At 39.8% G+C, this 26,731-nt stretch carries 31 protein-coding genes; 17 read left to right on the top strand and 14 right to left on the bottom strand.

Annotated features, from left to right (window positions below; genetic code table 11):
* The first annotated feature begins 61 nt into the window (after positions 1-61).
* Both LG307_RS18260 and LG307_RS18255 read left to right on the top strand, forming a co-directional pair.
* On the top strand, positions 62-637 hold the full coding sequence (locus LG307_RS18260; protein WP_404444942.1) for a superoxide dismutase family protein: 576 nt from the start codon (positions 62-64) through the stop codon (positions 635-637).
* A gap of 590 nt (positions 638-1,227) precedes the next feature.
* Positions 1,228-1,833: a histidine phosphatase family protein gene (locus LG307_RS18255; protein WP_404444939.1), complete on the top strand. Its 606-nt coding sequence runs from the start codon at positions 1,228-1,230 to the stop codon at positions 1,831-1,833.
* Between the two features lie 262 nt (positions 1,834-2,095).
* Here LG307_RS18255 and LG307_RS18250 read toward each other — a convergent pair whose 3' ends face one another.
* A complete protein-coding gene (locus LG307_RS18250) occupies positions 2,096-3,265 on the bottom strand; it encodes a MalY/PatB family protein (protein ID WP_404444937.1) in 1,170 nt (389 codons plus the stop codon).
* Positions 3,266-3,374: 109 nt separating this feature from the next.
* Between LG307_RS18250 and LG307_RS18245 the strand changes: the two genes are divergently transcribed.
* Positions 3,375-3,638: a DUF1871 family protein gene (locus LG307_RS18245; protein ID WP_404444935.1), complete on the top strand. Its 264-nt coding sequence runs from the start codon at positions 3,375-3,377 to the stop codon at positions 3,636-3,638.
* 82 nt (positions 3,639-3,720) lie between these two features.
* Here the strand turns inward: LG307_RS18245 and LG307_RS18240 are convergent, their stop codons facing one another.
* Entirely contained in the window at positions 3,721-4,560 is an 840-nt protein-coding gene (locus tag LG307_RS18240; RefSeq protein WP_404444933.1) for an alpha/beta fold hydrolase, read from the bottom strand.
* 165 nt (positions 4,561-4,725) lie between these two features.
* Between LG307_RS18240 and LG307_RS18235 the strand changes: the two genes are divergently transcribed.
* Together LG307_RS18235 and LG307_RS18230 are read left to right on the top strand one after the other, a co-directional pair.
* On the top strand, positions 4,726-5,226 hold the full coding sequence (locus LG307_RS18235; protein ID WP_404444931.1) for an Lrp/AsnC family transcriptional regulator: 501 nt from the start codon (positions 4,726-4,728) through the stop codon (positions 5,224-5,226).
* Positions 5,223-6,383, top strand: coding sequence for an aminotransferase (locus LG307_RS18230; RefSeq protein ID WP_404444929.1), 1,161 nt, complete (start codon positions 5,223-5,225; stop codon positions 6,381-6,383). The genes LG307_RS18235 and LG307_RS18230 overlap by 4 nt, the downstream gene beginning before the upstream one ends.
* Positions 6,384-6,506: 123 nt before the next feature.
* Here LG307_RS18230 and LG307_RS18225 read toward each other — a convergent pair whose 3' ends face one another.
* Positions 6,507-6,869 (bottom strand): helix-turn-helix domain-containing protein, encoded by a 363-nt coding sequence (locus LG307_RS18225; RefSeq protein WP_404444927.1) that lies wholly within the window; start codon positions 6,867-6,869, stop codon positions 6,507-6,509.
* Between the two features lie 288 nt (positions 6,870-7,157).
* On the opposite strand from LG307_RS18225, the gene yugI reads away from it, so the two are divergent.
* Positions 7,158-7,565, top strand: coding sequence for a S1 domain-containing post-transcriptional regulator GSP13 (gene yugI / locus LG307_RS18220; protein WP_010196422.1), 408 nt, complete (start codon positions 7,158-7,160; stop codon positions 7,563-7,565).
* Between the two features lie 599 nt (positions 7,566-8,164).
* Here the strand turns inward: yugI and LG307_RS18215 are convergent.
* A complete protein-coding gene (locus LG307_RS18215) occupies positions 8,165-8,398 on the bottom strand; it encodes a DUF378 domain-containing protein (RefSeq protein WP_064098762.1) in 234 nt (77 codons plus the stop codon).
* 184 nt (positions 8,399-8,582) lie between these two features.
* On the opposite strand from LG307_RS18215, the gene LG307_RS18210 reads away from it, so the two are divergent.
* The gene (locus tag LG307_RS18210; protein ID WP_404444925.1) at positions 8,583-9,746 is read left to right on the top strand and encodes an iron-containing alcohol dehydrogenase; all 1,164 of its coding nucleotides are present in this window, start codon (positions 8,583-8,585) and stop codon (positions 9,744-9,746) included.
* A 53-nt stretch (positions 9,747-9,799) separates the two neighbouring features.
* Here the strand turns inward: LG307_RS18210 and mnhG are convergent, their stop codons facing one another.
* Genes mnhG through LG307_RS18175 form a run of 7 tightly spaced genes read right to left on the bottom strand, consistent with a single transcriptional unit; the run spans position 9,800 to position 15,592 of the window.
* Positions 9,800-10,192, bottom strand: coding sequence for a monovalent cation/H(+) antiporter subunit G (gene mnhG / locus LG307_RS18205; protein ID WP_404444922.1), 393 nt, complete (start codon positions 10,190-10,192; stop codon positions 9,800-9,802).
* The gene (locus LG307_RS18200; protein ID WP_404444919.1) at positions 10,176-10,472 is read right to left on the bottom strand and encodes a Na(+)/H(+) antiporter subunit F1; all 297 of its coding nucleotides are present in this window, start codon (positions 10,470-10,472) and stop codon (positions 10,176-10,178) included. Before LG307_RS18200 ends, mnhG begins: the two co-directional genes overlap by 17 nt.
* Before the next feature lies 1 nt (position 10,473).
* Complete coding sequence (locus LG307_RS18195) at positions 10,474-10,950, bottom strand: Na+/H+ antiporter subunit E (RefSeq protein WP_404444917.1); 477 nt, start codon at positions 10,948-10,950, stop codon at positions 10,474-10,476.
* Between the two features lie 6 nt (positions 10,951-10,956).
* Positions 10,957-12,438 (bottom strand): Na+/H+ antiporter subunit D, encoded by a 1,482-nt coding sequence (locus LG307_RS18190; RefSeq protein ID WP_404444914.1) that lies wholly within the window; start codon positions 12,436-12,438, stop codon positions 10,957-10,959.
* On the bottom strand, positions 12,431-12,772 hold the full coding sequence (locus LG307_RS18185; RefSeq protein WP_404444912.1) for a Na(+)/H(+) antiporter subunit C: 342 nt from the start codon (positions 12,770-12,772) through the stop codon (positions 12,431-12,433). The genes LG307_RS18190 and LG307_RS18185 overlap by 8 nt, the downstream gene beginning before the upstream one ends.
* Positions 12,772-13,194, bottom strand: coding sequence for a Na(+)/H(+) antiporter subunit B (locus tag LG307_RS18180; protein WP_404444911.1), 423 nt, complete (start codon positions 13,192-13,194; stop codon positions 12,772-12,774). Before LG307_RS18180 ends, LG307_RS18185 begins: the two co-directional genes overlap by 1 nt.
* On the bottom strand, positions 13,181-15,592 hold the full coding sequence (locus tag LG307_RS18175; RefSeq protein WP_404444909.1) for a Na+/H+ antiporter subunit A: 2,412 nt from the start codon (positions 15,590-15,592) through the stop codon (positions 13,181-13,183). The genes LG307_RS18180 and LG307_RS18175 overlap by 14 nt, the downstream gene beginning before the upstream one ends.
* 340 nt (positions 15,593-15,932) lie before the next feature.
* Here LG307_RS18175 and LG307_RS18170 point away from each other — a divergent pair, with 340 nt between their 5' ends.
* From LG307_RS18170 to LG307_RS18160, 3 genes are all read left to right on the top strand, one after another.
* Positions 15,933-16,181 carry a hypothetical protein gene (locus tag LG307_RS18170; RefSeq protein ID WP_404444907.1) on the top strand — a complete coding sequence of 83 codons (249 nt, stop codon included), beginning with the start codon at positions 15,933-15,935 and terminating at the stop codon, positions 16,179-16,181.
* Positions 16,182-16,369: 188 nt separating this feature from the next.
* Entirely contained in the window at positions 16,370-17,719 is a 1,350-nt protein-coding gene (locus tag LG307_RS18165) for a glucose-6-phosphate isomerase (protein WP_404444904.1), read from the top strand.
* A gap of 110 nt (positions 17,720-17,829) precedes the next feature.
* Entirely contained in the window at positions 17,830-18,237 is a 408-nt protein-coding gene (locus LG307_RS18160) for a YugN-like family protein (protein WP_404444901.1), read from the top strand.
* Here the strand turns inward: LG307_RS18160 and LG307_RS18155 are convergent.
* Both LG307_RS18155 and LG307_RS18150 read right to left on the bottom strand, forming a co-directional pair.
* Positions 18,234-19,244, bottom strand: coding sequence for a potassium channel family protein (locus LG307_RS18155; RefSeq protein ID WP_404444899.1), 1,011 nt, complete (start codon positions 19,242-19,244; stop codon positions 18,234-18,236). The genes LG307_RS18160 and LG307_RS18155 overlap by 4 nt on opposite strands.
* A gap of 3 nt (positions 19,245-19,247) precedes the next feature.
* Positions 19,248-19,493, bottom strand: a complete 246-nt coding sequence (locus LG307_RS18150; RefSeq protein WP_404444896.1) for an atypical membrane-integrating protein (Mistic protein) — start codon at positions 19,491-19,493, stop codon at positions 19,248-19,250.
* 132 nt (positions 19,494-19,625) lie between these two features.
* Between LG307_RS18150 and LG307_RS18145 the strand changes: the two genes are divergently transcribed.
* Complete coding sequence (locus LG307_RS18145; protein WP_404444895.1) at positions 19,626-19,811, top strand: H-type small acid-soluble spore protein; 186 nt, start codon at positions 19,626-19,628, stop codon at positions 19,809-19,811.
* A 111-nt stretch (positions 19,812-19,922) separates the two neighbouring features.
* Positions 19,923-20,108 (top strand): hypothetical protein, encoded by a 186-nt coding sequence (locus tag LG307_RS18140; RefSeq protein WP_404444892.1) that lies wholly within the window; start codon positions 19,923-19,925, stop codon positions 20,106-20,108.
* Between the two features lie 59 nt (positions 20,109-20,167).
* Here the strand turns inward: LG307_RS18140 and LG307_RS18135 are convergent, their stop codons facing one another.
* The gene (locus LG307_RS18135; protein ID WP_404444889.1) at positions 20,168-21,328 is read right to left on the bottom strand and encodes a dicarboxylate/amino acid:cation symporter; all 1,161 of its coding nucleotides are present in this window, start codon (positions 21,326-21,328) and stop codon (positions 20,168-20,170) included.
* A 464-nt stretch (positions 21,329-21,792) separates the two neighbouring features.
* On the opposite strand from LG307_RS18135, the gene LG307_RS18130 reads away from it, so the two are divergent.
* The 5 genes from LG307_RS18130 (at position 21,793) to LG307_RS18110 (ending at position 26,719) form a co-directional block, all read left to right on the top strand.
* Positions 21,793-21,990 carry a cold-shock protein gene (locus LG307_RS18130; RefSeq protein ID WP_010196375.1) on the top strand — a complete coding sequence of 66 codons (198 nt, stop codon included), beginning with the start codon at positions 21,793-21,795 and terminating at the stop codon, positions 21,988-21,990.
* Positions 21,991-22,186: 196 nt separating this feature from the next.
* The gene (locus LG307_RS18125; RefSeq protein WP_404444887.1) at positions 22,187-22,963 is read left to right on the top strand and encodes an SDR family oxidoreductase; all 777 of its coding nucleotides are present in this window, start codon (positions 22,187-22,189) and stop codon (positions 22,961-22,963) included.
* A 31-nt stretch (positions 22,964-22,994) separates the two neighbouring features.
* A complete protein-coding gene (locus LG307_RS18120; protein ID WP_404444885.1) occupies positions 22,995-23,456 on the top strand; it encodes a hypothetical protein in 462 nt (153 codons plus the stop codon).
* Positions 23,422-24,483 (top strand): alpha/beta fold hydrolase, encoded by a 1,062-nt coding sequence (locus LG307_RS18115; RefSeq protein WP_404444883.1) that lies wholly within the window; start codon positions 23,422-23,424, stop codon positions 24,481-24,483. Before LG307_RS18120 ends, LG307_RS18115 begins: the two co-directional genes overlap by 35 nt.
* Before the next feature lie 607 nt (positions 24,484-25,090).
* Complete coding sequence (locus LG307_RS18110; protein WP_404444879.1) at positions 25,091-26,719, top strand: ATP-binding protein; 1,629 nt, start codon at positions 25,091-25,093, stop codon at positions 26,717-26,719.
* The last annotated feature ends 12 nt before the right edge of the window (positions 26,720-26,731 follow it).

Genomic DNA, 26,731 nt, shown 5'->3' with positions numbered 1-26,731 from the left:
AATATTCCCCATCATTTTCGGGGAAACTCTGGTAAACGACTATTTGGAGGTCAACTAGTTTATGCGAGCTAAAATATTTACCCTGACTTTTTTAATATGCTTCATTCTAACAGGTTGTATGGAGAGCAAGATTACGGCAATTGATGTAGAAATGTTTAATGCCACTGGTGATTCTCTTGGAGTTGCAAAAGTTTCAGAAGATCCGAATGGCGTGAAGATTAAATTGAACCTAGAGGGATTACCACCGGGAGAGCATGCCGTACATATTCATGAAACCGGTTTATGCAATGCACCTGATTTCAAAACAGCTGGCAATCACTTTAATCCTGATGATAAGCAGCATGGACTTATGCATCCTGAAGGAGCACATGTAGGGGACTTGCCTAACATCATTGTAGAAGATGATGGAACTGTCATTGCAGAACTGATGGCGCCTCAAGCAACCTTAGAGGAAGGGAAGACCTCGTTATTTGGAAAGGATGGCACAGCCATTATCATTACAGAGAATTTAGATGACGGTATGACCCAGCCAGCAGGTGACTCTGGTGAAAGAATCGCCTGCGGTGTCATCACGAAAGAAGTTGCAGAAAAAAATGAAGCTGTAGAAGAACCGGTAGATGAAGCAGAAAAAAAATAACTTCACTCAAAGACACACTAAACGAGGTGTGTCTTTTTGTTTAAGAATAAGAATGTATATAATCCGGTTGATTTCCGTTCCAGGCGCTTCGCTTATCCGAAGGGCGGTCCGTGAGCCTCCTCGGCTTGCAGCCTGTGGGGTCTCTCACCTGTCCCTTCCTCCCGCGGGCGTCTGCGCGCCTTCCACTTCAATCAACAAGGTGATTTCATTTATCGAAGGGATTATGAAAAGCAATCTAACTGTGTTAGCTGAAAAAGCATTAACGTAGTGATTGTTTAATTTTAAGCTGTGGATTGGAGCAATCGGCGTAGACTCCAGCGGGGGAGTAACGGTAGGTTGAGACCCTCGAACAAAGTGAGGAGGCTCAAGCACCGTCCCGCGGAAAGCGAAGCCATTTGCGTAAAGGAACAGCGGCCATAAACCACTAACTACTGTTTAATACTAAAAAGGACCGGGCGGTTTTGTCCGGTTTTTGTTTTGTTTAAAATACGAATGATTTTGTATTATTTCAGAAATATTCGTAATCTTATTGACATAGTTTGTACTTTTGAGATAATTTTAAATTTATAGACAAAAAGGAGGTTGCATCTTTGGAGATACTATTAATTAGACATGGACAGTCAGAAGCAGACATTCTCCAAGTCCATGAGGGAAGAGCTGATTACCCGTTAACGGAACTTGGAAAAATACAGGCGAAAAGGCTGGCATGTCGATTAAACGAACACTTTCCTCCAGATATAATATGGACTAGTACGTTGAATAGGGCTTCAGAAACGGCCGCCATATTGGCCGAAGAAGTGGGCTGTATGGTAATTAAGGAGCCAGGGCTGATGGAATACAACAATGGGGTGCTAGCAGGCTTACCCAGAGAAGTGGCTGCTACGAAGTATCCATTGCCGGTGGGAGGAAGAAAGCCGCATGAGAGGATTCAAAATGGAGAATCAGAAATAGAATTCCGCATGAGGGTGGAAATGACTTTATCAAAAATCTTATCAGAGAGTTCGGCTGTTGTCAGGATTGCGATCGTTTCTCATGGGGGGACTACTTCCAATTTATTAAAAGCATTGCTGCAATTACCTGTTCATACGAACATTAAGTTTCCGACGGGAGATACAGGGATGCATATTATTAGGAAAAGTGACGAGGGTATAACGGTTGTTTCGTTGAATAATTCTGAGCACTTATACAGTATGTAATCGGGTTATGCAAGCTGAGTGCTGCATAACCCATATTTTTTACGACGCTGTTGATTTTCGCAAATGGCTAGGCTTTCCTAGGAGAGCTGCTGGAGCCCCCTCGGCTTCGCCTGTGGGGTCTCCACCTAGCGCTATCTCCCTCAGGACAAGGAAGGCTTCGACAGCGAAACATCGCACGAAGAAAATGCGTAGCATTTTCGAGGGGTCTTCGCCTTTTGCTCCAATCAACAGCTAGGATTCCTTAAACTCTCTATATATCTATTTACTCCAAGGCAGTCTTTAGTCTTTGTAAGCCTTCTTGTAAGGTTGCTTTTGAGCAGGCGACATTCATTCGTAAGTAGCCGTTTCCTTCTTTACCGAATTTACTTCCGGACTCAAGGGCAAGTTTTCCCTTATGAAGGAGCCGGCGCTTTAATTCGTCCTCTTCCAAACCTAGTTTTGTGCAATCAATCCACAGTAAATAAGTTCCTTCGGGCTTAGAGGCAAAAATACCAGGAATCTCTTTATGAATATAATCTACCGCGTAATCCATGTTCTCTTCTATATAAGCCAACACTTCGTCCAGCCATGGCTTTCCATGGGTGTATGCTGCTTCCATCGCGGTGATTCCTAACATGTTCAAGGTGAAATGTCCCTGTTTTTTCATGAATAGCTCCAGTTTTTCACGAATGGATCTGTTGGATGTGACCATTGCGGAGACTTGTAACCCAGCAATATTAAAGGTTTTGGTTGGTGCAATACAGGTAACAGTCACCATGGAAATGTCCTCAGAAATGGAAGCAAGAGGAGTATATTTATGATTTTTGAATACTAAATCGGCATGTATTTCATCAGAAACTATCATCAATTTGTGTTTTACACAGATGTTCCCTAACTGCTCTAATTCCTCCCGAGTCCAAACTGTTCCTCCAGGATTATGAGGGTTGCAAAATAAAAGAAGTTTTACATCCCCATCTAATTGAGCTTCGAAATGATGAAGGTCCATATGGTACCGGCCATCTCTATATTCCATAGGACTAGTAATCAGTTTTCGGTCGTTATATGTAATCATGTCATAAAAAGGATAATAGACAGGTGAAAAAACAATTACCTTATCACCAGGATTTGATAGTGTCTGGATGGTTGTGCTAAGGGCCGGAACCACACCTGAGATATAGGTGAGCCACTCTTGTTCCATCTTCCAGCCGTGTTGTTTTTGGTACCAGCTTAAAACGGCATCGTGGACAGAGGGGGAAATGGAGGTATAGCCAAAAATTCCGTGCTCGGCCTTAGTGATGATGGCCTGGGTTACCTCTTTTGGAGCCTGGAAGTCCATATCTGCGACCCACATCGGCAATACATCACTAGTGCCGAAAACTCGAGCAGTTTCATCCCATTTGACGCTTGATGTATTTAATCTGTTAATGTATTCATTGAAATCGTAGGTTTTCATAAGTGTTTGGCGCCTCCAATCAATCTGAAACTGAGTCTACTAAACAATTTCGCAAAAACAAGTTATAATATAGGCAGTAACTGTTCTCGGAAAGCAAGGTGAAAACTTGATGATAAAAGCAAGTATAAATGTTAGATTAATGGAAATTTTACTACAATGGGATCCACTAGGCTATGGGGTTGATGCCTATGAGACGGAATGTGTCGACGTTGTTCAAGCAGTGCATGAACTTGATGATATAAACAAATTGGCAAAAAAGATTCAGGATATCTATGAATTCTCTTTCGAAGAGTTTATCCCTCTATCCAAATGCAAAGAAAAGGCGACAGAGCTGATTTTCATCAAAAACGAAGAGGATACTTGTTCTCTATAATAAGCCTTTGGATCTTGATTGTCATGAAAGATAACTTCCACATAAAGAAGGAGAAAAGCCAATAGGAGCTTTTCTCCTTTCATTATGGTGAAGTTTGAAGAAAGTCCAGGATGTTATCATGAACATCTTGCGGCTTTTCCTCAGGAAGAAGATGACCTGTCTTTTTATAAGTAATTAACCTCGAATTCGGCAAGTCTCTATGAAGTCTTTTTCCGATCTCAAGAGGAACAACTTTATCCTCTTCCCCCCAAATCAAAAGGCTTGGTGTTTCAATCTTTCTCAAAATTTCCGCTGCAAGATCTCCTTCCCGGTCGCGAATCATCCTGGTCAGGGCCACAAAAATTTGATCGTCATAAAAAGGCTCCGTGTATCCGGCAATCATCTCATCATCAATTAAAGAATGATCATAGACCACATTCAATAAATTCTGGATAGGGCCTTGTCTAGCCAGCCAGTATTTTAACCAGATATAGAAGTACGGAATCCGTGATGAGTAGATGACAGACCTGCTCATCCTTTTTAAGTAGCCAGAACTGCACAACAGGACGACTCTTTCTACAAGCTCAGGTTTTTGATTGCTGATATTTAAAGAAATCTGCCCACCCATTGAATGACCTATTAGAACGGTTCGGTTAATTCCCAGCTTTTCCAGTAGGGAAATCACCACTTTTGCCATATTTTCATATGAATAAACAAATTTCTTAGATTTTTCACTTTTCCCAAATGGAGGTAAATCAATAGCTAGTACCGTGTATTCCTTCGTCAGCAATGGAATCAAGCGGCGAAAACTGAACGAGGACGAAAGAAACCCATGGATAAGGACAAGTGTCGGCTTATGGATGAATGGGGAGTTAGAGTCATGGTGAAACTCATAAAATACATTTATTCCCCCGATATTGGTGGTGTATTGGTTGGTCTTCATCTATGTCCCTCCTAAGTTGGAATGGTTATAGGTATTTTAACCTCTCATTGCCATTTCAAACCTGTGTATTTTATTTAATGTGTTCTGTAAAATAATCGTAATACATTAAGGTGGAATATTTGCTATAATGAGTCAATGTTTATATAAAGGAGCTGGGAAAAGCGTATGCAATTAACAGAAAAAGAATTGGACTTGCTTCAGATTATTGAAGAAAACGGAAGAATGAATATAGATGTACTTTCCAAAATGGTGGAACTTACAGAAGCGGAAACAGAAAACATGTTAAAGCGGTTGGAAGAAAAGCGAATCATTGTTGAATACGGCGCAGTAATCGATTGGCGCAAGGTCGACAATTTTGAAGGCGTGACGGCGATGATTGATGTCAAGGTAACTCCAAAACGTGAGGTCGGATTTGATGAAATTGCTAAAAATATTTATCGGTTCCCTGAAGTCAAATCTGTATATTTAATGTCTGGGGCCTACGACTTATCTGTCGTAATAGAAGGGAAATCACTCTCTCAAGTAGCAAATTTTGTATCTGAAAAACTTTCTACCTTGGACTCGGTCATCTCTACGACCACTCATTTCATTTTGAAAAAATACAAACATGATGGAACCATCTTTGATCAGGGAGAAGATGATCGTCGAATTGTGGTGTCCCCATGAGAAACAGAATAGCAAGTCATGTTCAAAACCTTCAGCCTTCTGGAATTCGCCGTTTCTTCGATTTAGCTGCGAATATGGAAGGGGTTATCTCCTTAGGTGTGGGGGAACCAGACTTCGTAACATCTTGGGGAGTGAGGGAAGCATGCATTGCATCCTTACATAATGGATATACATCATATACAGCAAATGCTGGTTTGCTGGAATTAAGAAAAGAAATCAGCCGTTATTTGGTCGAGCAATTTGATGTGGAATACCGTCCTGATAGCGACGTGATTGTGACAGTGGGAGCAAGTCAGGCGTTGGACCTCTCCATCCGTGCAATTGTGGATCCGGGTGATGAAGTGATCGTAATTGAACCTTGTTTTGTTTCTTATGCACCGCTTATCGAACTGGTTGGGGGAACTGCCGTGAGAGTGGGAGCAGATGCTGATAAAGGGTTCAGCATTGATTTTCTTGAGTTGGAAAAAGCGATCAGTGACAGAACCAAGGCAATTTTGCTTTGCTTTCCAAACAATCCAACAGGTACCATGCTTTCTATGGAAGAACTCATACAAGTAAGTCAACTCGTTGAAAAACATGACTTGCTCGTTATGTCAGATGAAATTTATGCTGAACTAAGCTTTGATGAGAAGTTTACCAGCTTTGCCACTCTTCCTGGAATGAAGGAAAGGACCATCCTGATTTCAGGTTTCTCAAAAGGCTTTGCAATGACGGGGTGGCGCTTAGGCTTTGTAGCCGGCCCGACAGACATTATTGAGGCAATGCTTAAAATCCATCAGTATGCCATGATGTGCGCTTCTACGATGGCACAGTATGGCGCTATCGAGGCGTTAAAAAATGGCCGAGAGGATATAGAAGCAATGAAAAAAAGCTATCGAAGAAGACGGAATTATTTTGTGGCTTCTCTTAATGAGATCGGACTGGATTGTCATAATCCAGGAGGTGCATTTTATGCTTTTCCTTCCGTTAAGCGAACCGGACTTAGCTCACAGGAATTTGCGGAAAAATTACTGTTAGAGGAAAAGGTAGCAGTGGTACCGGGCGATGTGTTCGGTGAAAGTGGAGAAGGCTATGTGAGATGCTCGTATGCATCATCCTTAGAACAGTTACAGGAAGCGATCAAAAGGATGGAGCGGTTTGTTAAACAATATCGTTAGTGCAAAAAAAGGGACCAATTCCAGCTCGGATTTGGTCCTAACAAAAGGGGGAATACTAGAAAGCCTTGATGGTATAAGTATTCCCACGATTTTAAATTTTAAAACCTAATTTTAGAAAATTCTTTATTGGGTGCTATATTTTTTTTCATACAGCACTTGCATTACATTTAAAAAATCTTCATCGGTATAATCTTTGGCTTTTCGAAGAATTAACTTTGCTCTTTTAACCCCAACTTCTTTAATTAATTCTTCTAGTTCAGGATCCAAACCTGAAGAGTTTTTGGAAGTGAAGGATTCTAATAGTTCGGAAGCAGGTACATCTAAAACCGTTGAAATCTTTAGGATGGTTTGCATGTCAGGTGTTTGTAGACCAGCTTCATATTTTTCAATGGTGCCGGTTCCCACGCGGATCTTTAAAGCAAGCTCAGCAGCGGTCATTTTTGCACGTTCCCGATAAAAGCGGATGTTTTCCCCGATATTTCTCATTCCTATAACCTCCAATGTAAGCATTTTCTTACTTTTATCATACCATGTTAAATCTAGAGAAAGTTTGAACATATTTTTACTCTTTCTGTTATTAGTTTATAAAAATTTAAGTAAATCATGAACCAAAAGGCTATTTTCTACATTTAAAGGATATTAGCGATTAAATTCACAAATAATAACAGAGACTTCGGGTAGCAAAAAAGTATTTTTGATTAAATGGCGAATTTGTGGTATAATCTTTTATTGCGTTCAATGTGTATAAAAATTAAATTATTTAGGAGTGTTTTCATGTCTGATAAATTCGAAATTGGAAGTGTATTAACTGGTAAAGTAACAGGTATTCAACCTTACGGAGCGTTCGTTGCGCTTGACGAAGAAACTCAAGGTCTTGTTCATATTTCCGAAATTACGCACGGTTATGTGAAAGATGTAAACGAACATTTAAAAATGGGCGATGAGGTTCAAGTGAAGGTTCTTTCTGTTGACGAAAAGTCTAACAAAATCAGCTTGTCCATTAAAGCAACTCAAGAAGCTCCTGCTGAAGCTCCAGCAGCTGCACCAAGAAAGCCTAAGAAACGTCAAGCTACTGTAGTGAAAAACCACACAGAAGCGGCTCCTGGCGGTTTCAACACGCTTAAAGACAAATTAGAAGAGTGGATTGAGCAATCCAACCGTAACGATCTAATTAAGAAGTAATCTTTTATTGAAGAGATATCCTATTAAACGGGTGTCTCTTTTTTTGATGATCAGTGGATAGGTAATACGGTTGATTTCCGTTCCAGGCGCTTCGCTTGCCTGCGGGGTCTCACCTGTCCCTTCCTCCCGCGGGCGTCTACGCGCCTTCCACTCCAATCAACGAGGGGGTTTCATTCAATGAAGGGTATTGGGAAAGAGATCTGACCGGGTTAAATGATATAGCGTTAACATTTGATTTAAGTAATTTTTAGCTGTGGATTGGAGCAAATGGCGGAGACTCCTGCGGGGGAGTAACGATAGCTTGAGACCCCTGAAGCGTGGTGAGGAGGCTCAAGCACCGTCCCGCGGAAAGCGAAGCCATTTGCGGAAAGGAACAGCGGTGATAAACCATACAACTATCGGTTATTCTTGTGCTGTCCCATTCTTTCGATTGCCGAATTATCACAATAACCCATAAAAAAGTTACAATCAAAGCCAAATTAGTTACAATAACCAGCAAATTAGTTACAATCAACCACTAAAAATTCACAATCACCTTAACATCGCCGAATCCGGCAAAAATAAAAACCGCCCCTGCTTAAGAGGCGGTTTTTGTGTGGTTATCGAGTTGTTCTTGGTTCTACTTCTCTTTCGTGCTGCTCAGATGGCACGAATAGAAGGCCTAAGTTGATTAGTCCGGCAATTCCAACCAGGCCATATATAATACGTGATAAGGCTGCGCTTTGGCCGCCAAAAATAGCTGCCACCAGATCAAATTGGAAGAAACCAATCAATCCCCAGTTAATAGCTCCGACAATAGTCAGTACTAGTGCAATTCGTTGAATAGTACTCATGACATTCCCTCCTTGAGAATATAAGTGCTTTCCTCCATATAATTTGTAACTGTATAAAAATTATTCATTTATAATTTTTTTCTGTGGAAGCATGATAAAAGTGGGCAGGAGCATTCTTAAAAGCTAATTCTTTGCAACCAATTAAAAAATCATCCATAATCATGGCAAAAGGGAGGTAATAGTAATGGATAATTTTACTTTTTATAATCCAACGAAGTTAATATTCGGGAAAGGGCAACTTGAAGCATTGCCACAAGAAATGGAGGCATACGGCAAGAATGTTCTCCTGGTTTATGGTGGAGGAAGTATTAAAAGAAGCGGGCTTTATGATAATGTGATAAATACTCTACATAAAGCAGGAGCAACGGTTACAGAGCTTGCAGGGGTGGAACCTAACCCAAGGTTATCGACTGTAAGAAAAGGTGTCGAGCTTTGCAAAGAAAATCAAATTGATTTCCTTTTAGCGGTTGGTGGAGGAAGTGTCATTGATTGTACAAAAGCAATCGCTGCAGGTGCTAAATATGATGGCGATGTATGGGATATTGTACTTAAAAAGCAAATCGCAACAGAAGCTCTGCCGTTTGGAACCGTGTTGACACTTGCTGCAACAGGATCTGAAATGAATGCGGGATCTGTTATCACAAATTGGGAAACGAATGAGAAATACGGTTGGGGCAGCCCTGTAACGTTTCCGAAGTTCTCTATCCTGGACCCAGTTAATACTTTTACTGTTCCTAAAGATCACACCGTTTACGGTATTGTTGACATGATGTCCCATGTGTTAGAGCAGTACTTCCATCAGACAACAAATACACCGCTGCAAGATCGTATGTGTGAGGCTGTGCTAACAACAGTGATGGAAACGGCTCCTAAGCTCTTAGAAGACTTAGAAAGCTATGAACACCGCGAGACGATCCTTTACAATGGGACCATCGCGCTTAATGGCATGCTACAAATGGGCTATCGTGGTGATTGGGCGACTCATGGCATTGAGCATGCTGTTTCTGCCATTTATGATATTCCTCATGCAGGTGGATTGGCTATCCTTTTCCCAAATTGGATGGACCATGTTATGGATGCAAATCTTGGCCGCTTTAAACAGTTGGCTGTGAGGGTGTTTGGTGTGCAGGATAATGGCTCACCGGACAAAGAAATAGCTCTCGAGGGCATACGCAGACTTCGTGAATTCTGGACAAGTCTAGGAGCTCCTACACGTTTAGCCGATTATGACATTGATGACCAGAACATCGATAAGATGGCTGACCATGTTATGTCACAAGGAGCAGTAGGGAATTTCAAGTCACTTTCCCATGAAGATGTGACTTCCATCTTGAAAGCTTCTCTATAATATAAATAAAAAAAGCTGGCAGGACCGGATACGGTCCTGCCAGCTTTTTTTATTTATGCCTCAGAATGGGCCTTTTGTCTATTTTCTACTTCCTTTTTTGTTTTTGGTCGTTCCTTTGTTTTTAAATCATCCTGCACAGTCTTTTCCCAAAGAGGAACGTCTGTGTAATAGGCTGCTCTTGAAATGAGATGTCCTGCAACCGGTGCTGTAATAAAGACAAACACTATTCCAAGCACCAATCGCGCACTAAAATAATTATCTGCAAACCAAAAATACAACAATGCAGCAACTAGTATCAGCAAGACACCAAGTGTGGCGCTCTTGGAGGCTGCGTGACTGCGCGTATATACATCTGGTAGTCTGATTAAGCCAATGGTCGTTACTAAGCTTAGAAGAGAACCTAGCAGTACGACAACTCCAATGAATGTGTTAATTGTCTCTGTCATACTCAATTATCTCTCCTTTTTGAAGGAATTTCGAAAAAGCAACGGTTCCTACAAAAGCAATCACACCAATTAGAAGAATTACTTCCAAAAAAGCATCGGTTCTTAACATAATGGAGGTAATCGCTGTAATGGCAATTAGATTGATTCCGATAGAATCCAAAGCCATCACACGGTCTGGAACAGATGGTCCTTTAATAACCCGATATACTAGCCCTAAAGTGGCTATAGAAATGATAAATAAGCTGATGGTTAACAATAAATCTAATGTGCTCTCAAACATCCTAACGGGTCACCTCCATTATTGCTTTCTCAAAGGTGTTTTTAATCTCTGCAACCGCCTGATCTGCATCCGGGATGTTCATGGCATGGATATAGAGAATCTTATTATCATCAGAAATATCCATTACCAAGGTACCGGGAGTTAACGTGATTAATAGGGAAAGTAATGTTATTTCCCAATCGCCTTTTAATTCTGTAGGCATCGCGAATATGCCGGGTTCAATTTTCAACTGAGGGCGCAGGATATCACGGATTACTTGGACATTGGCAAGAACGAGCTCCCGTAAAAATAAGAAGAATAGTTTTCCTGCCGCCAGCACTCGATCAAAATAAAATCTGCCTGGAAGAAACTTTCTCATTAAAAATAAGATAACAAGCCCCCAGAAATATCCGATGATAAAGTCTGGGAACGCCCATTGATTTTTAAGAAACATCCAACTGAATGCAATTACTACATTTATCAAAATTTGAAAAGCCATGCGAAACTACTCCTTTAAAACTGCTTGGATATAGATGGAAGGATCCATCAATGTTTCTGCCGCCTCAAAAACGTATGGATATACGAATTCTGCCCCTAGACCAAGGAAAGCAGAGAGTGCGATTAAGATAACCGACGGATAGACAAGGCCCTTGGTTGTCCCTTTTTCTTCTTTAGGACTTAATACTTCTTCCCTAAAGAAACAGTTCATGAATATTTTCATCACGGAATATAATACAAGCAAACTACTGAAGAGCATGACTCCGACGAATAGATAATGTTCTTGCTCCAAACCGCCTTGAGTAAGTAAGATTTTCCCGACAAAACCACTAAGAGGTGGAATTCCGGCAAGGGCTAGGCAGGCTGTAAAGAACATCCAGCCTAATAGGGGATGGCGCTTAATTAATCCACCCATTTTTTTGATATTATCTGTTCCGGTAATGGTGAACATGGCTCCTGCTAATAAGAACAAAGCACCTTTAATCACCATATCATGAACAAGATAATAAATGCCGCCTGCGTATCCTGTTTCAGTAGCAATGGAAATTCCGTAAATGATCACTCCTACTGCTGTAACAATGTTATATATTAAAATTTTCTTAACATCCCAGTATGCTATTGCCCCAATTGCGCCTATTAGAATGGTGATAATGGCTAATGCAGCAATAATCTGATGGGTTATTTGCGGTTCATGATAGAAGATCAGCGTAAAGATCCGATAGATAGAATACACGCCGACCTTTGTCAACAAGGCACCAAAAATGGCAGTAATGGCATAAGGTGGTGCCTGATAGGACCCTGGAAGCCAGAAGTAAAGTGGAAAGATTCCACCTTTTAATCCAAATACGATTAAGAATAGAATGGCAACGACTGTCACGATATCCGTTTGGCCGGATTGTGCAATTTTATTGGAAACATCGGCCATGTTCAACGTCCCTACTAATCCGTATAAGTAAGCTAATGCGATAACAAATAAAGCAGAAGAGATAATGTTAACCAGTAGATACTTGATGGACTCTCTAAGCTGTATGCGTGTACCACCCAGAACAATCAATGCATAGGAGGACATAAGCATAACTTCAAAGAATACGAACAGATTGAACAAATCACCTGTAAGGAATGCGCCCATTACACCTGTGATCAAAAACTGTAAAAAGGCATAATAGAAAAACTTTTCCCTTTCCCTGCCTATGTTGCGAAAGGAGAAGAGGACGCAGGTAAAACTAACAATCACACCGGTAAGTACAAGCAGGGACGCAAACATGTCCGCAACGAGTACTATACCAAAGGGCGGTCTCCAACTCCCTATTTCCAATGTTTGAATGCCGTTCATATATACACTATGGACCAGAACCATTGCTGCAATGGTTGTGGCCGTTAACGAAATGACGCTGATCACTTTTTGAAGCTGCACCTTTTTAGGTATCAGCAATAATAAAGTTGCTGTAATTAAAGGGATCAGTATCGGTAATATAACTAAGTTATTCATGATTTTCATTTCCCCTTAATTGATCCATATCATCAGTTTTTAGTTCCTGGTAAGCTCTATAGGCTAGAACTAATAAGAAGGAAGTAACACCGAATGCAATAACGATTGCCGTTAAAATTAAGGCTTGCGGCAAAGGATCGCTATAAGCATTTGCTTCTTGGCCAAGTAAAGGTGCAGCCCCTCTTTTTAATCCCCCCATTGTCAATAACAACAAATGGGCCCCGTGGGATAATAGTGCTGTTCCAATAATAATCCGTAGAATACTTTTAGATAACATTAGGTAAGTAGCGGTTGCAACAAGCACACCCGCCACGATCGTCATAATAATTTCCATTATTCACTCTCTCCTATCGTTTGAATAATGGTCATTGCAACTCCTACTACAACTAAATAAACACCTAGATCAAATGGTAAAGTAGAAGTTAATGCAGTTTCCCCCAATAGGGGCAATTCTACATATCCAAAGGTATGTGTAAGAAATGGTACGTCAAAGAAAAGAGCAATGACCCCTGTAATGATGGATATCATCAAACCTACCGCTGCAATAGAAAGAAAGTTGAATGGGAGTGCTTTTTGTACAGTTTTTTTGTCAAAAGCAAGTAAAAGCAACACCAGAGCAGCAGATGTCATCAACCCACCAATAAATCCTCCACCTGGAGTGTAGTGTCCAGCAAAGAATAGATAGACCGAGAAGATTAAAATGATAAAAGTTAAAAGTGTAGTGGTGGTTTGTAAGATTAAATCATTTACTTTCACCTTTTACTCCTCCCTTCTTATCTGCAAGTCTTAGCTTAATCATGGCGTAAATTCCAAAAGCAGCTATAGTAAGCACCGCAATTTCAAATAATGTATCAAAGCCACGGAAATCAACAAGTATAACGTTTACCATGTTCTTTCCTCCAGCCTCTTCATAAGAAGCAGCCTCAAAATAACTGGATATGGATTCGAACAACTTTGAGCTGTTAACAGAAAGACCGATAAAGATGACAACAAGACCGACACCTAGTGAAATAATGAAATTCGTCACTTTAAAACGTATTCTGTCCTTCTTCTTTGATAGTTCTGGCAAGTGATAGAAACACAATAAGAAGAGCGCTACCGACACTGTTTCAACAATTAATTGAGTCAATGCCAAATCCGGTGCTCTAAACAATACGAAGAACAGGGACATAGAATATCCTACTGCACCAAGTGCGATGATGGCTGCTAATCTTGATTTTACAAATAGAATCGTTACCGCTGAAATGACCATAACAAGAGCTAAAATCACTTCATAAACGCCTGCAGGTGCTACATTTGTCAGATTCACATTAAATGCATCGGTGGAAAAGAGTAGTACACCTAACAGGACAATCATGAATCCGAAAATCAACACAAGGTAGTCACGGATAAAGCCTGTCATATGTGATTTGGTAAAAGCAGAAGAACCCCTATCTAGTGCCACTAACCCACCATCATACAATTTGTTGAGTGTAAGTCTCTGTGGAAACCATTCATAGATTTTCCCCCATTTTGCAACGGTAAGGTAAAGAAGAACCCCAGCAAGAATTACTCCAATCGTCATAAACAGCTCTGTATTAAAGCCGTGCCAATGATAAATTTTCACTTCCACAGATAAAACATTAGATGGAAGGATGGAATATAAAGCAGGTTCAATAACCCCTTTTAGCAACATTGGGAAGAAACCGAAGATAACGACTAAAGATGCAAGGATGATTGGTGGAATAAGCATACCAATCGGTGCTTCATGCGGTTTTTTGTCAAGCTTCTCTGGTTGATATTTCCCTGTAAAAGTTTTGAAAACTAAAATCATGCTATAAATAAAGGTGAATACACTTGCAACCCAAGCCAGAACGGGGAAAATCATACCAAGCGTTTCCATATTCCATGCACTGATCTCTAATGCCTGCAACATGCCTGTAAAGAACATTTCTTTACTTAGGAAGCCGTTGAAAGGAGGTAAACCAGCCATCGAGAATGCCCCGATGATAGCCAAGGTAAAGGTAATCGGCATGAGGTTCATCAACCCGCCAAGCTTTCGTATATCACGTGTTCCTGTTTCGTGATCAACAATTCCGACAACCATGAACAAACTTCCTTTAAAGGTTGCATGGTTAATTAAATGGAACACCGCTGCTAGGGTTGCGATGGTATAAGCATTTTCACCAATGTAGTCGTAATGTGCTGCTGCACTCCCGATACCGAGCAAGGACATAATCAATCCGAGCTGACTGACGGTGGAGAAAGCCAATATTGCTTTCAAATCCGTTTGTTTCACAGCAGAGAATGATCCCCAGAACAAGGTGACAATACCGAATCCTGATACAAGCCAGAACCATTCGGGAGCACCTGCGAAAACAGGACTCATACGAGCTACTAGATAAATACCCGCCTTAACCATGGTAGCGGAATGCAGGTAGGCACTGACAGGTGTAGGTGCTTCCATAGCGTCCGGCAACCAAATATGAAATGGGAATTGAGCTGATTTTGTGAAGGCACCAAGCAAGAATAAAAGAAGTGCCGGTACAAATAGTTCATGACTAGTGATAATATCCACATTCGCGATGTTCTCTCGAATGCTGAACGTACCAGTCATTAAATATAAGAGGATGATTCCAGCGAGCATTGCCAGTCCACCAAATACTGTTATCAGCATGGACTTCTGTGCACCATAACGAGACTTCTCACGATGATACCAATAACTGATCAACAGGAAGGAAGAAATACTAGTCAACTCCCAGAAGGAATACATAACAAGTAGGTTGTCCGAAAGTACAACCCCGAGCATAGCACCCATGAACATGAGTAAATATACATAGAACGTATTGAGCGCTTCTTTCTCTTTAGACAGATAATAAATGGAGTATAGAACGACTAAGGCGCCGATACCTGTTATTAGTAAGGCAAAGAGCAGTCCTAGTCCATCCAGATAAACAGTAAAATCTATCCCAATGGAAGGAATCCATTTCATCGTGCTTGTGTACGTTTCCCCGTTCATGGTGGTGCCTAAGTATTGGAGAAAGTAAATGAATAAAACGAGTGGCAAAACGAATGCAAACCACCCAGTATGTATGCTTTTAAAATACTTATGCGCAAAAGGCACAAGAATCGCCAACAAGAAAGGCGATAAAATCACTAAATGAATCAGTGACAAGACACAAACCTCCTTTGTTTCTTCTATAAATAATAGTATTCCCTCCTGAACATAAGAAAACAACGCCAAATACCACTTTTTTCTATGGTAGTGTCAATCTACCGGGTTGGTACCTGCCTTGTTACATGTAAAAAGGAATAATTATTTGTAAAGAAAAATTACTAAATCAAATTATATACTAAATCATAACCGCTTGCATCCTTACTGTTTGTTAGTATGGACCGATTTTGTCCTGCATATTAAATATGATAGAAACTCGTCAAAATGTCTCAAAAAAAATTTTTTCCAACTGCATAAAATGTCGATTTTTTAGCCATCCTAGTTGTAGGTGGTGGTAGATATGGTGAAAAGAAAAGCAGCTGTTGCACTATCCATATTTTCTACTTTATTTGCTGGTGCATGGTGGTTGAGCGTTGAGCAAAAAAGGGATTATGTGGACCATTATTACAATGGGGATTCTTCCATTGTGCTTATTGGATCTAATCAACAGGGAAGCTCGAATGTCATCCAACCATTTAAGCCACGGGAATACATTCGAATTGTCGTGGCGAAAAAGGAAAAAGAAGAAGTGGAAGTAGAACCGACTTGATGGTAAAGAAAAGTGAAGATAGAGAGCGGTTATACATTATGTATAACCGTTTTCTTGTGAGTATAAGCAACAGGAAATTAATTATTTCAGTTGTATCCGCTTACAGAGAAGGGGAATCCTTGAATTATCGGACAGGATTATGTAAAGTGAAAATTGGCATGCAAATATGTTTTTGGAGGTTATTATAAATGACACATATTCGCTTTGATTATAAAAAAGCTTTATCTTTTTTTGGCGAACATGAAATTACATACTTACGTGATGCGGTTAAGGTTGCCCATCACTCATTACATGAAAAAACAGGTGCGGGGAATGACTACCTTGGTTGGATTGATCTGCCTACAGATTATGACAAAGAAGAGTTTGCACGCATTGTAAAAAGCGCAGAAAAAATCAAAAACGATTCGGATATTTTATTAGTAGTCGGAATCGGTGGTTCATATCTTGGCGCACGAGCAGCTCTAGAAATGCTAAATCATTCTTTCTATAACGCTTTAACAAAGGAACAAAGAAAAACTCCTCAGGTTGTGTTTGTTGGAAATAATATTAGTTCCACTTATATGAAAGATCTAATGGAACTAATAGAAGGAAAAGATTTCTCTATTAACGTAATTTCCAAATCTGGTACAACAACAGAACCGGCATTGGCATTCCGTATTTTCCGTAAAATTCTAGAAGAAAAATACGGGAAAGAAGAAGCTCGCAAGCGTATCTACGCTACAACAGACAAAGCGCGCGGAGCTCTTAAAACATTGGCTACAGAAGAAGGCTATGAATCCTTTGTCATTCCGGATGACGTAGGAGGACGCTATTCTGTACTTACAGCGGTTGGATTATTGCCGATTGCTGTATCTGGAGCGGATATCGAAGCGATGATGAAAGGTGCAGCAGATGCAAGCCGCGAGTTTTCTAACTCAGAATTAGAAGAAAATCAGGCTTACCAATACGCTGCTGTTCGTAACGTCCTTTACAACAAAGGAAAAACAATCGAAATGCTGATTAACTATGAACCAGGCCTTCAATACTTCTCTGAATGGTGGAAGCAACTTTTCGGAGAGAGTGAAGGAAAAGACCAAAAGGGCATCTTCCCGGCGTCCGCCAACTTCTCTACAGACCTTCATTCCATGGGTCAATATGTTCAAGAGGGCCGTCGTGACCTTTTTGAAACCATCATCAAAGTGGACAACCCACGCCATGAGTTGACAGTAGAGGAAGAAGCGGCTGATTTGGATGGCCTAAACTACCTTGCAGGGGAAACAGTTGATTTTGTTAACACAAAAGCATACGAAGGAACGCTACTGGCTCATACAGACGGAGGAGTACCAAACCTTGTAGTCAACATTCCTGCAATGGACGCATACACGTTCGGTTACCTTGTCTACTTCTTTGAAAAAGCATGTGCGATGAGCGGATACCTTCTTGGAGTAAACCCATTTGACCAACCTGGAGTAGAAGCATACAAAGTGAACATGTTCGCACTTCTAGGCAAACCTGGTTTCGAAGAAGTCAAAGCAGAACTAGAAAAACGATTAAAGTAAAATGAAAACAGGGATCGTTCTTTGACCAAAAAGGTCTAGAACGATCCCTGTTTCTTATGCATGAAAACCCCTCCATGGGGAAACCTACCCATATAAAAGGAGGGATTGCTATGATTCCTATTCCTTCAAAAATCGAAGGTGCGGAGTTTCAGTTGTATAAATTAGAGCAGGAACTAAAAGCCATCGGATATTCCATCGGAGGAAACTGGGACTATGACCACGGCTATTTTGACTACAAAATAGACGATGAGGTCGGCTATCAATTTTTGAGAGTTCCATTTCAATCAGTAGACGGTCAATTGGATTCACAAGGGACCACAGTCGAATTAGGCAGACCGTTCTTGCTTTCTCACAAATACCAAATTGGGATAGATGACAACGTTCATGTCTGGAACAGAACGGCATCATTTGACCAGTTCTCAGAACCGGAAGACCCGGATGCCACTTTCCCAAAAGAATTTATTGAACTTGGTCATACACTTGTACATGAATTAGAAGCAGCACTTGGCAGAGATTAGTCTTTAATAACAAGCAGACAGTCATCCGCTTGTATGAGCGTGTAGAGAGGAGGATTGACCATTGTGTCGCCTCTTCTTTTTATGCCAATGAGAAGTATTTTCTTCTGAAGCATTTGATTGCTCAATGTTTCAAATGTGCTTCCTGCCATATCCTTCTCCACTTCTAGATACTTCAGTTTGCTTCCTTTTAGTTGATCCAACATAGTTAACAAGGTATTGGACATTCCATTGGACATCATGCTGTTCGTCATAACATAACTTGTAAACATATTGGTTTGAATCACTTCATCCGCTCCAGCACGTTTTGCGTTAATCACTTGCGCAGACGTCAAAATCTCTACAATTGTGTACACATCCGGATTTAATCCTTTTACAGCCAAAAGTGTTAACACAGAGTTCATATCTGCTTGAACTTCATCCTTACTTTGATCCGCTGATATGACAACAAATTCGGCACTTTTTACATTGGCCGAAAGCAAAGTCTGATCATAACAAGGGTTTCCCTTTATAAAATGCACGTTCTGATCATGCAGAGGATTTTTTTCCAAGGTTGAATCAACAAGTACAATTGATAAAGGTTTTTTGCTCATTGAATTGATTTGTCTTAACGTTTCTCTTACCCGCTCATTCCAGCCAATAACGATAATATGTTCAGAACCTCGATAATCCACTTTGCCCTCCAAGTAATCATTTTGTGTGGCGATGGCACTTGCAGCCAGTGATACAAAATAAGTAGTGACAAACCCTGTACCAAATAAAATAAGAATAATAGCTAATGATCGGCCAGTGACGGTAACCGGAACATAATCTCCATAACCTAAGGTTGCTGTAGTAACAATTGCCCACCATACCCCATCGAAAATAGATGGAAACTCGGCAGGTTCAATAAAATGGATGAGAACTCCAAACGTAATATTTATGATAAATATGATGACTAGTATTCGTGCGATTAAAGGCCAGTGTACGAACCGGAAAATAAGGGAAGTTTGTTCTTTAATTCTATCCATCTATTACTCATCCTCTGAGGAAATAAAAGAGAGCACTTCTTTTACAATCGAATTAATTTTTTGTGTTAATGCTTCTTCCCCGTATTTTTGTTTTCCTGCTTCTATCAGTCGTGTCACCTCATCGTTGAATGAAATGATGGGTTTATCATCTTCAGATTCATTATAGAATTCAATAAATCTGTCCAGGCTTTCATTCATCTTATCAATGGCTTCGCTTAGTTGTTCTTTTTCTTCCTGCCTTAACTTCATCTCATTCACCTCTTTTTCCATTGTTGACAAAATACCTTAAAGCTTAAACTTCCAAGGGATAAAATGACTTATTATTGGAAGAATAAGTTTGAATCAAGTGATGAATGAATAATGAAGCAGGGAGTGACGAGAATGGATGAAAGACGTGCAAGACAAATATTAGCCTCTTCCGCAACAATAGAGGTAACTTTTGAAGGAACAAAAGTGTGGATTGACTCCCTAAGTGAGGATGGCCAGACTGCGACAGTGCATCTTCGCGGACCGGGAGAAGAACGGACACAAGTTTCTGTTTCTGATTTGGTGGAATTAGGAGAATAGCAAAAATAGGGGACTCAGGTGTGAGTCTCTTTTTTATGGATGTGCTTGGTCTTGTTTGTTGTATTTGGAAGAAGGGTATTTGATTACTATCAATTTGTGAGGTGATAGGAAATGACTTCTTTTAATGAAACAGCCATTATTTCTTATGTGGAATCAAGAATCAAGGAGTATTGCAAGGAGATGGAAGCTACTACTCCCGGAGGAGCAGAGCATGACATAATTCTCGGAAAAATTGAAGCGTATAACGAATTCTTAGAACAATTTGGCTATGATAGAGTAGCTTGTGCGGTTAAATAAAATATATTTTCACCAAAAAGGTGGCGCCCGATAGAATAATTGGGCGCCACCTTTTTATATTATTTAGAAACCGTAAGTCTGTCGACAGCATTTGCAATCGCGCCGTCACCAGTCACATTACAAGCTGTACCAAAGCTATCTTGTGCAAGATAAAGTGCAATCATCAAGGAGACCATGGTTGCATCAAACTCAAGCATGGTCTGTAAGAGTCCGATAGCAGCCATCACAGCCCCACCCGGTACTCCAGGAGCAGCGATCATTGTTACACCAAGCATCATAATGAAAGGTAGTACAATATACAGGGAATAATCCATTCCATTAATGAACATAATCGCCATCGCACATGAAACAATCGTTATAGTACTCCCTGAAAGATGGATGTTGGCAAGTAAAGGAACCGTAAAATCTGCTGTCTTTTCTCTAACTCCCATTCTCTTGGTACGCTCTAAAGTAACTGGAATGGTGGAGGCTGATGACTGTGTGCCAAGTGCTGTAAAATAGGCAGCCATCATAGATTTAAGCATCACAAAAGGGTTCTTTCGTGACATAGCACCGCTTACGGAATATTGAATGAGCAACATGGATAAATGCAATAAAATAATCAATACAAATACTTTTGCAAACACATTGATAATCGTTTGAACTTGCCCGCCGTAGGTCATGTTGGCGAATATTCCAAGGATATGAATAGGTAGAAGTGGGATGATTACTTTGGAAATGACAAGTTCGATGATGCTTCTGAACTCAATCATGACAATCTTTAACGCGTCTCCTTTGATTGCTGACATTCCAAGCCCTACTGTAAATGCAATAATTAAGGCAGTCATCACCTCAAATGGTGCTGGAATTTCTAGCTCTAAGAAAGGCTTCACCAATGCTTCCTCTGGATTTTCCATCTCACCTGTTAAATTTGCGTTCTTTAAAATAGTAGGATACAACGCACTTGCCGCGAAATAGGCCAGGACTCCAGCTGCGATAGTCGACAGATAGGCTATAGAAGCAGTCAATCCAAGAAATTTGCCTGCACCTTTCCCGATTTCCCCTATACCTGGCGCAATGAATGCAATAATAATTAATGGAATGGCAAATCCTAAAAAGTTGCCGAATATTTCATTAAAGGTAACGAATACCTTAACAAACCATTCCGGTGCAAAACTTCCGACAGCCACACCTAGTATAATGGCAAGAATAATTCTTGGTAAAAGCCCAAATTTTCTCATGGTGTCTGATGTCCTCCCTAAAAGTACATTTGTCTATTGTTTTTGAATATTGTACTATCTTACAAAAACAAATGAAAAAAGAAAAGTATTAAATGACTTATTTTTTAAAAAAGTATTTTCCAGAGAAAGCATATGAAAAAAATGAAGGGGTACTTTTAAAAAAATTTATAGAATATAGGTTTATAAAAAGTTGAAAAATGGGTACACTACTATAGAAAATCACCATCGTTGCAGCAAATCTTGATTGTCTTCACCCGTAACAAAGAATACTTTTTAATGGAAGTTACTAGCAAAACCAAATAAAACTTGATTTTTTGATACATAACCTCTATGATTAAGTTAATTGTTTTTGTTCGGTAAGGCTGATAGAAGGAATTTACTTCAAAGTTTTTCGTCTTGAAAGATTATGCAGAGCAAGAATGGTAATACAATTGTGGAAATGTTCCACTGTAGGAGGAAACATAATGTTAGAAGGTAAAGTAAAATGGTTCAACGCTGAAAAAGGTTTCGGTTTCATCGAAGTAGACGGACAAGACGATGTATTCGTTCACTTCTCCGCTATTCAAGGCGAAGGTTTCAAATCTTTAGAAGAAGGTCAAACAGTAACTTTCGAAATCGAGCAAGGCGCTCGTGGACCTCAAGCAACTAACGTTCAAAAGTAATTTTGACATAGGTTGAAAAAAAGGCCCTCCAGATGGAGGGCCTTTTTTTCGTACTTTTTTAACCTTTTACTTTCCGCCTCCACCATTTCATCATTTTTCACACCTCTTGAGTGGTTCCCTACTATACTATATGGAATCTATTAATTGGTACTAGATTGAAAATGGAAAACTAGCAACCAAAAGAGGGGGACACAACATGGAGGTAAAAGATTTATTCAATTTAAAGAACAAGACTGCAATTGTGACAGGTGGAGGAAAAGGGCTTGGGGCACAGATGGCATATGCACTTGCTGAGGCTGGGGCGAACGTTGTTGTTTGTTCACGTGATCTGGCATCTTGCCAAAAAGTAAGCGAGGAATTGAAACAAAAAGGCGTAAAATCACTTTCATTTCCGTGTGATGTTACAAAAGAGGAAGAAATTCAACATGTAGTGGATGAAACGGTAAAGCATTTTGGGTCATTGGACATCCTTATAAACAACAGTGGCACTTCCTGGATGGCGCCAACATTGGATTTGCCGGCTGACAAGTGGGATAAAGTGATGAATGTTAATTTAAAGGGATTATTTTTATTCAGTCAAAAGGCAGCAAGAGTGATGCAAAAGCAAGGGTACGGCAAAATAATCAATATTGCGTCTGTATCCGGCATGGGCGGGACAGATCCAAAATTAATGGACACCATTGCCTACAATACGAGCAAAGGAGGGGTCATTACATTTACAAAAGATCTAGCAGTAAAACTAGCACCATTTAATATACAAGTGAATGCGATTGCTCCTGGAATGTTTCCTACAAAAATTACCGAAAAAATAATCGAGCACTCTGCGCCAATGTTAAAAGAACAGATTCCTGCAAAGCGTTTTGGAGGCGAACATGATTTAAAGGGAGCAGCGGTGTTTTTATCCTCCCATGCATCAGACTATTGTGTTGGTCACATTTTGGTGGTAGATGGAGGAATGACCTCCTTAATATGATGTTGAAATGGAATGAAAGGGTGAATGATGGATGTTGCATTCAAGCAATAATAAAGATGAAAGGAAAAAAAAGTTAAAGGTCAAAGCAATAAAAGTGGAAAATGAGTGGAATGAAACGATAAAGTCAGGTCTCAACAAGGAATCGGTATTCCATATTGTTGGATTGGAAAGCGAGTTAGAAGCTGAAAAATTACGTATGGTGAGAGAACAAGTAGAAGTGCTGTCATTAAAATATAACTTTCCCACTAAGAACGATGTTGCCAATATTGCCAGGTTGCTTATTCAAATTGAAGAAAAGATAGACCGTCTTGAAGAACAGTTTGATGAAGGGTTGGCCACAACTGGACAAACACAAGCTCAACAGTTATCCATGGGAAAAAACATGGTGAAAGTGATCATGGAGGATATGGCCGAACGTCATGCAATAGTATCTATATTACCTGGTCAGGATGAAAAGATTGTCCGTTCCATGGCCAGTGATCAAGATGAGTGATGTTTATTTTAATGCATGGAAAAAGGAAATGATGCACTATAATGAAACACCATTTAAGGATGGAGTGACGGCAAGGAAAGCTGTTTGGAGAAAAAACAAAGCCGTACTCTGGTATTACAAGGCACCTAAGAAAAAGTACAACGTTCCAATATTTATCATCTATTCCTTGATTAATCAGCCCTTTATTTTGGATATGATTCCCGGCGGAAGTACCATTGAAGCTCTTGTGAAAAAAGGGTTTGATGTGTATATGATCGATTTCGGCAAACCGGGTTTAGAGGATAGGGATATGACCTTGGATAGCTTCATTACTGAGTATATTCAGAATGGGGTAAATAAGGCAATCAAGCATTCCGGTGCCGATGAGATAACCATCTTGGGTTATTGTCTGGGTGGCACTCTCGCGGCTATGTATGCATCTGTTGCACAAGAACCAATAAAAAATCTTGTCCTATTTGTCACTCCTGTTGATTTCAGCAACCCTGCATATTTTGATGAATGGGTAAAGGCTTTGAGAGAAGATAAAATGGACAGCACCCGGTATATCGATGAGCTTGGAATTATTCCATCCTCCCATGTAGAAGCAGGCATACGTTTGGTTACATCGCCTGTTTATTTTACCCCTTATCTTTCTCTACTGCTGAACAGGGAGGATAAAGCATATGTAGAGAAATGGCATCGTTTTAATACTTGGACTAAAGGACATATTCCATTAACAAGTGGTGTTGCCAAACAAATCATTGAAGATTTTACGAGGGACAACAAGCTTATTAAAAATAAAAGTAAAATTGACGGCAAACAAGCCAAGCTATCCAATATCAAGGCAAGTCTTCTAGTTGTAGGTACAGAGGGAGATCGACTTGTACCGCTAGATCACATCCTTCCTATTATGAACGAGGTAGCTAGTGTCGATAAGACTGCTCACATTTTAAAAGGTGGACATACAGGAACTTCTGTTCAAAATGGGAGGCTGCCTGAATACCTGAATAATTGGTTGCAGGAGCGGTCAGAGCCAGTAGATTTATAGAAGGGAGGGATATAGTGATGAATGGATTATATCAGCATGGAATGTGGGAGATGAACCCTTATATAGAGTATATGGGGATAGGAGCAACCGTGTTTATGCAATTTCTTATAAGTCTTACAGAAAACTAGTAGGGGGGCTTTTGCTTCTCTATTTTTGTTGTTTTGGGGCGGTAAATATTGTTAAGTTTCTATATGGTAAACATTATTTCAATAAAAGGTATGATGTTTTTTGTATTATTATCAAAAAGTAGAAAAAAGCTTGTGAAATAAGGGGATTTTGGCGTGAAAGGAAGGGAAAAGCTACATGAAAAGTGCCGTTTTGAGTGGTTGTTCAATAGTGTTTAGATGTAAAATAGCAAAGCATACATAATGAAGATAAGAAACATAAGGTTCAAATATTAAACTATAAAAGCTATAATGCATATAGTACAAGTTTTAATGTGCTATTCATGTGAAAAATACGGGCATGTGTGATTATGATCATCACCTACCTTTACACTTTCTAATTGAGGTAAGACATGCTAATTATACGTTTCTTATATGATTTGTGGTATATCCTTCAATAAGCAAAGATAAGGAGGTTGGGGATAATCGGGGTTAATAGTTTAATGCAACGTGAATCTCTTCTTGTATCTAAGGGATTGATTCTATTCAATTCTGACCTCAAAGTCAGTTCTATTGATGATGGGGCCATGAATATCCTTGGTCAAAACAATCAATCGGTAGCGGGGAAATTACTCCCTGATTTATTGAATAAAGATGCATTTAATATATTACTTAAATATACATACAGTGTAATACAAAAAGGCATTTTTGTACAACACGAAATGAAACTTTCGGAAAATCCAGTTCGGTGGTTTAAAGTCATCATCTATCCATTTGATTCAACCAATTTCTGCATGCTATTTTTAGACATCAGTGTACAAAAGAGTACGGTAGAAGAACTACTCAGACAAACTGAAAAGCTTCATGTTCTAAATGAATTTGCTGCTATGTTGACTTCCATCAAGGATCCGAAAGAACTATTAGATTCCTTATACAATAGGCTTTCACAAGTGTTGGACTTGGATATTTATTTTAATTATATTTGGGACAAAGAGCAAAATTGTCTAGTGTTAACAAACCATTATGGAATTCGTATGGAAGAAGTGGATACTTTCAAGTTTCTTGAAAAGGGATATGCCGTGTGTGGTGCTGTTGCACTAAATAAGAAAAGAATGGTGTTCGAGAATATGGATGATTGCGAGGATGAGATTTTGAACCTAATTCGTCCATTGGGGATTAAAGCATATGTTTGTGAACCCCTATTATCCTTTGGAGAACTTGTTGGTACCATTTCTTTTGGTTCTAAAAAACGTGCCACCTTTACATCAGAAGAACTTGATTTAATTCATTCTATTTGTCATCAGGTAACCATTGTGTTGGACAGAATGACTAAAGTGGACGAGCTCACTCAAAACACAGAAACGTTGGAAGTGGCAAATCTGCACCTTATGGAAAACGAGAGAAAGTTAAAGCTTATCATTGAACGAAATGAAGTAGAAAGAGCAAGCACAACAAAAACGAATTTTTTGGCTATGATTAGCCATGAGTTAAGAACACCTTTAAATTCCATCATTGGATACAGTCAAGTTTTGGAGAATGATCAAAAAGATCCGCTTACCGAAAAACAAAAATCCAGACTTGCCAAAATATTGAGTTCGAGCAGGCATCTTCTGCAACTGATTAATAACATCTTAGAGCTAATCAGAATAGATACAAAACCAGAAGCAATCAAAACAAATGTTAAGGCGGTTCAGATAAAAGATGCAATCTGGGATAGCTTGCATTCTGTTCGCAACAATGCAACGGAAAAAGGAATAACGCTTCACATTGAAAAAGATGTAGAGGATCTTTCCATTGAAATCGATCCGATCCGTTTTCAGCAAGTATTAGTTAATCTATTAAACAATGCCATTAAATACAATAAAAGGAATGGAGCCGTCACCCTCTATTGGAGAGTGGACGGCAGTTATTTAGCTATCTTTGTAAAAGATACGGGTATTGGCATCCCTCAAAAGCATCAAGAAAACATCTTTGAACCTTTTTATAGAGTAAATCATGCCACTCCAGGGATTGAAGGGACAGGCATTGGTTTGACTCTAGTAAAGCAGAACGTTTTAGAAATGAAAGGTACTGTTGGCGTATCAAGTATAGAGGGAACAGGGAGTACCTTCTGGGTAAAGGTACCGATATAATACATCGAAAGA

The organism is Sutcliffiella horikoshii (assembly GCF_044809035.1).
GTDB lineage: Bacteria > Bacillota > Bacilli > Bacillales > Bacillaceae_I > Sutcliffiella_A > Sutcliffiella_A horikoshii_G.
Note: the sequence above shows the minus strand (reverse complement) of the source record. Positions and strands in the feature narration are given on the sequence as shown.

What these genes read in the sequence shown, in the direction of transcription:
- LG307_RS18260 (WP_404444942.1), top strand. Translation starts at nt 62, where the DNA reads ATGCGAGCTAAAATATTTACCCTGACTTTTTTAATATGCTTCATTCTA.
- LG307_RS18250 (WP_404444937.1), bottom strand. Translation starts at nt 3,265, where the DNA reads ATGAAAACCTACGATTTCAATGAATACATTAACAGATTAAATACATCA.
- LG307_RS18245 (WP_404444935.1), top strand. Translation starts at nt 3,375, where the DNA reads ATGATAAAAGCAAGTATAAATGTTAGATTAATGGAAATTTTACTACAA.
- LG307_RS18240 (WP_404444933.1), bottom strand. Translation starts at nt 4,560, where the DNA reads ATGAAGACCAACCAATACACCACCAATATCGGGGGAATAAATGTATTT.
- LG307_RS18235 (WP_404444931.1), top strand. Translation starts at nt 4,726, where the DNA reads ATGCAATTAACAGAAAAAGAATTGGACTTGCTTCAGATTATTGAAGAA.
- LG307_RS18230 (WP_404444929.1), top strand. Translation starts at nt 5,223, where the DNA reads ATGAGAAACAGAATAGCAAGTCATGTTCAAAACCTTCAGCCTTCTGGA.
- LG307_RS18225 (WP_404444927.1), bottom strand. Translation starts at nt 6,869, where the DNA reads ATGAGAAATATCGGGGAAAACATCCGCTTTTATCGGGAACGTGCAAAA.
- yugI (WP_010196422.1), top strand. Translation starts at nt 7,158, where the DNA reads ATGTCTGATAAATTCGAAATTGGAAGTGTATTAACTGGTAAAGTAACA.
- LG307_RS18215 (WP_064098762.1), bottom strand. Translation starts at nt 8,398, where the DNA reads ATGAGTACTATTCAACGAATTGCACTAGTACTGACTATTGTCGGAGCT.
- LG307_RS18210 (WP_404444925.1), top strand. Translation starts at nt 8,583, where the DNA reads ATGGATAATTTTACTTTTTATAATCCAACGAAGTTAATATTCGGGAAA.
- mnhG (WP_404444922.1), bottom strand. Translation starts at nt 10,192, where the DNA reads ATGACAGAGACAATTAACACATTCATTGGAGTTGTCGTACTGCTAGGT.
- LG307_RS18200 (WP_404444919.1), bottom strand. Translation starts at nt 10,472, where the DNA reads ATGTTTGAGAGCACATTAGATTTATTGTTAACCATCAGCTTATTTATC.
- LG307_RS18195 (WP_404444917.1), bottom strand. Translation starts at nt 10,950, where the DNA reads ATGGCTTTTCAAATTTTGATAAATGTAGTAATTGCATTCAGTTGGATG.
- LG307_RS18190 (WP_404444914.1), bottom strand. Translation starts at nt 12,438, where the DNA reads ATGAATAACTTAGTTATATTACCGATACTGATCCCTTTAATTACAGCA.
- LG307_RS18185 (WP_404444912.1), bottom strand. Translation starts at nt 12,772, where the DNA reads ATGGAAATTATTATGACGATCGTGGCGGGTGTGCTTGTTGCAACCGCT.
- LG307_RS18170 (WP_404444907.1), top strand. Translation starts at nt 15,933, where the DNA reads ATGGTGAAAAGAAAAGCAGCTGTTGCACTATCCATATTTTCTACTTTA.
- LG307_RS18165 (WP_404444904.1), top strand. Translation starts at nt 16,370, where the DNA reads ATGACACATATTCGCTTTGATTATAAAAAAGCTTTATCTTTTTTTGGC.
- LG307_RS18160 (WP_404444901.1), top strand. Translation starts at nt 17,830, where the DNA reads ATGATTCCTATTCCTTCAAAAATCGAAGGTGCGGAGTTTCAGTTGTAT.
- LG307_RS18155 (WP_404444899.1), bottom strand. Translation starts at nt 19,244, where the DNA reads ATGGATAGAATTAAAGAACAAACTTCCCTTATTTTCCGGTTCGTACAC.
- LG307_RS18150 (WP_404444896.1), bottom strand. Translation starts at nt 19,493, where the DNA reads ATGAAGTTAAGGCAGGAAGAAAAAGAACAACTAAGCGAAGCCATTGAT.
- LG307_RS18145 (WP_404444895.1), top strand. Translation starts at nt 19,626, where the DNA reads ATGGATGAAAGACGTGCAAGACAAATATTAGCCTCTTCCGCAACAATA.
- LG307_RS18140 (WP_404444892.1), top strand. Translation starts at nt 19,923, where the DNA reads ATGACTTCTTTTAATGAAACAGCCATTATTTCTTATGTGGAATCAAGA.
- LG307_RS18135 (WP_404444889.1), bottom strand. Translation starts at nt 21,328, where the DNA reads ATGAGAAAATTTGGGCTTTTACCAAGAATTATTCTTGCCATTATACTA.
- LG307_RS18130 (WP_010196375.1), top strand. Translation starts at nt 21,793, where the DNA reads ATGTTAGAAGGTAAAGTAAAATGGTTCAACGCTGAAAAAGGTTTCGGT.
- LG307_RS18125 (WP_404444887.1), top strand. Translation starts at nt 22,187, where the DNA reads ATGGAGGTAAAAGATTTATTCAATTTAAAGAACAAGACTGCAATTGTG.
- LG307_RS18120 (WP_404444885.1), top strand. Translation starts at nt 22,995, where the DNA reads ATGTTGCATTCAAGCAATAATAAAGATGAAAGGAAAAAAAAGTTAAAG.
- LG307_RS18110 (WP_404444879.1), top strand. Translation starts at nt 25,091, where the DNA reads ATGCAACGTGAATCTCTTCTTGTATCTAAGGGATTGATTCTATTCAAT.